The sequence below is a fragment of the Mycobacterium sp. genome, from assembly GCF_035653355.1.
GTDB lineage: Bacteria > Actinomycetota > Actinomycetes > Mycobacteriales > Mycobacteriaceae > Mycobacterium.
The window spans coordinates 1-3137 of the sequence record NZ_DASRBZ010000093.1 but is presented as its reverse complement, the minus strand read 5'-3'; the positions used below and the strand labels follow the sequence as shown (position 1 = coordinate 3137).

Sequence of the window (3137 nt, the reverse complement as noted above, 5' to 3'; positions counted from 1 at the left end):
TCGACCAGGCAGTCGAGCAGGTGGGCCTGCCACCAGTAGTGCCAGTGGCCGAACAAGCGGTCGCGCCGGCCCGGCGGCCAGGCCACCACGCCGAGCTGGGTGCCCGGCAGTGCCCACAGCCGTTTGAGATGCCGCTGGCTGACGGCGGCTTCGGCGCTGGCTGCGCGGCTGACCCATACCTGTTCCATGTCTGCCGATACTGCCTTACCAGGCGCGCTTCATATCTGCGTGCTGGACGATCCAGGCATGCATCGCGATTCCTGCGGCGACGGCCACGTTGATGCTGCGGGTCGAGCCGAATTGGGCGATCGACACGGTCAGCGCCGCAGCCGCTTTGGCCTCGTCGGTGATACCGGGGCCTTCTTGCCCGAACACCAGCAGACACTGCCGGGGCAGCGCGGTCTGCTCAAGGCGGGCAGCGCCGGGAATGTTGTCAACCGCGACGACGGTCAGCCCGGCATGCGCGGCGGATTCCATCAGGTCCGCGGTGGTGTCGTGGTGGCACAGCCGCTGATAACGGTCGGTGACCATGGCGCCGCGGCGATTCCAGCGCCGCCGGCCGACGATGTGCACAGTGTCGACCGCAAACGCGTTGGCGGTGCGCACCACCGCGCCGATGTTGGCATCGTGGCCGAAGTTCTCGATCGCGATGTGCAGGGGGTGTCGCCGCTTGTCGATGTCGGCGATGATCGCCTCGCGCGTCCAGTAGCGGTAGGCGTCGACGACGTTGCGGGTGTCGCCCTCGCGCAACAGCGTCGGGTCGTAGCGGGGATCGGTGGGTAGCGCGCCTTCCCACGGGCCGACGCCGCTGGCCGGGCTGCACCATTCGGTGGGGCCGGGGTCGGTCATTTGACGGTCCAGACTGCGGCATGGGTGCCTACCACCGAAACCGTCGCATACAGCACGGCCTGGTTGATCTCGCCCTGAGTACACAGCGACGGGCTGACGTGCACCGCGTTCAGTGATGCCTCGGGCAGGATCAGCACCGACGCCCCATAGGCTGCGCAGGCCGCGCTCAACCCCGGGCTGGGCAGTGTCGGGGCGGCAAGCAGCATCATCGGGCCGCCGCGGGCGGCGGAGTCGTCGCGGTAGCGGTCAGCGACGGCGTCGACCACCAATCCCAGCAGCATGTAGCCGCTGCCGGAGAACACGCCGGGATCACCGAGCGATGCCTGGCTGAGCTGGGTGCCGTCGGCGCGCCAGGCCGACACGCTGGTGGTCTTGACCACCAGGCCGGTGTCGTTCTGGTTCGTCGGCAACATGCCCACCGGAAACGCCGCCGGGTACGCCGCCGCAGTGCCGGTGATCCGCTCGCGGGGCGAGTACGTGTACACACCGCGCACAGCGCTGCGGTCCTTGAGCGGGCCTAGACACACCGTGCCGGTGATCCGATCGGGCGCCGGCGTCGACAACGACTGCATCACAACGTTTTTCACACGCTCGCAGCTGCCGATGCCGGTGGCCTCCATCGGGTGCGCCAACGCGCCGTAGAGCCCGAAGCGGACGTCGTCGGGTTTGGCGTGCGGCGCCGACGGGTCGGTCGGGGCGGCGTCGACGTCGATGAGCACGTAGTCGGCGTTCCACCGCAGATTCGACACCGACATGTTCCAGCCCAGCACCGCCAGCGACTCCCCCAGCCGCGCGGTCTGCGCGCCGTAGATGCGGTGATCGGGGCTCAAGCAGGCCGCCGAACACCCCAAGGCCAGCGTCGTCAACACCGCAATGACAGCCCGCACGACGCGCAGCAATCGCGGCGATCGCAAGCGCGGCGAAGCCGGGCGCAGCGGGTCGACGCGCAGCAATTTACTGCAATCCCAGGTCCGCCAGACCCAGCAGGCTGCGGTAGGGCAAGCCCTCGGCTTGGATGGCTTCGGCGGCACCGGTGGCGCGGTCGACCACGGTGGCCACCCCGACGACGTCGCCGCCGGCGTCGCAAACCGCGCGTACCGCCCTCAGCGCTGATGCGCCGGTGGTGCTGGTGTCCTCAACGACCAGCACCCGTAGCCCGGAAACGTCGGCGCCCTCGATAAGCCGTTGCATGCCATGGGTTTTCACAGACTTGCGCACGACGAACGCGTCGACCGGTCGGCCGGGCGCGTGCATGACGGCGGTGGCGACCGGATCGGCGCCCAACGTCAACCCGCCGACGGCGGCGTAGTCCCAGTCGGCGGTGAGCTGGCGCATCAGCCGGCCGATCAGCGGGGCAGCGCGGTGGTGCAAGGTGGCGCGGCGCAGGTCGACGTAGTAGTCGGCTTGCTTACCCGAGGAGAGCGTGAAGTTGCCGCGCCGCACCGAAAGCCGGCGCACCAGCTCGGCCAGCTCCTCGCGGTCGGTGACGGTCAGGTCAGGTGCGCCCACGGCCTCGGCCCATCGCGTTCACCGCGGCCCGCGCCACGGGCCGCGGCATCATCCGTAGGGCACCAACCAGCGCCTTGTACTGCACGCCGGGGATGCTGAGCACCTTTCCGCGGGCGATGTCGGCCAAGCTTTCGCGGATCACGTCGTCGACCGAAAGCCACATGAACGACGGCAGCGACTCCATGTCGATTCCCGCCCGGGAATGAAATTCGGTGCGCACGTATCCGGGGCAGACCGCGTGCACCCCGACGCCGGTGCCTTTCAGCCCGCCGGCCAGCCCTTCGGTGAACGACACCACCCACGCCTTCGACGCCGAGTACGTCGATCCGCGACCAGACAGCAAGCCGGCGACGCTGGCGACGTTGATCACGGTGCCCGCCCCGGCGTCGAGCATGGGCGGCAGCGCGGCCCGGGTCAGCTGCATCACCGCGGTCACGTTGACGTCCAGCTGCGCTTGCAGCAGGTCGGGGTCGGCGGTCCAGAACTCGCCGGACGTGCCGAAGCCGGCGTTGTTCACCAGCACCCGCACCCCGGCGGCCAGCCGGTCGGCGACCTTGCCGCGATCGGTGGCATCGGCTAGGTCGGCGGGCAAAACCTCGACGCCGCAAGGGGACTCGTTGCGCAATTCGGCGGCTAGCTGCGATAGCCGGTCGGCGTTGCGGGCGACCAGCACCAGGTCAAAGCCGTCGGCCGCATAGCGGCGCGCGTACCCGGCGCCGATTCCGGACGTCGGCCCGGTGATCAAGGCGACGGGGCGAGACATGACCGACAGCGTAGCG

Annotated in this window: 4 protein-coding genes and 1 pseudogene; all 5 read right to left on the bottom strand. The window is 69.6% G+C overall.

All coding sequences use genetic code 11. The features are described 5' to 3' along the window. A pseudogene (locus VFA16_RS03020) lies at positions 1 to 188 on the bottom strand (fructose-bisphosphate aldolase); the annotation flags it as partial. Between the two features lie 16 nt (positions 189 to 204). Beyond that, positions 205 to 849, bottom strand: coding sequence for an RNA methyltransferase (locus tag VFA16_RS03015; protein ID WP_324966391.1), 645 nt, complete (start codon positions 847 to 849; stop codon positions 205 to 207). Then, entirely contained in the window at positions 846 to 1724 is an 879-nt protein-coding gene (locus VFA16_RS03010; protein ID WP_414687623.1) for a hypothetical protein, read from the bottom strand. Before VFA16_RS03010 ends, VFA16_RS03015 begins: the two co-directional genes overlap by 4 nt. 79 nt (positions 1725 to 1803) lie before the next feature. Further along, a complete protein-coding gene (gene pyrE / locus VFA16_RS03005; RefSeq protein ID WP_324966392.1) occupies positions 1804 to 2343 on the bottom strand; it encodes an orotate phosphoribosyltransferase in 540 nt (179 codons plus the stop codon). 1 nt (position 2344) lies between these two features. Further along, entirely contained in the window at positions 2345 to 3121 is a 777-nt protein-coding gene (locus VFA16_RS03000; protein ID WP_324966390.1) for an SDR family oxidoreductase, read from the bottom strand. Positions 3122 to 3137 lie beyond the last annotated feature (16 nt).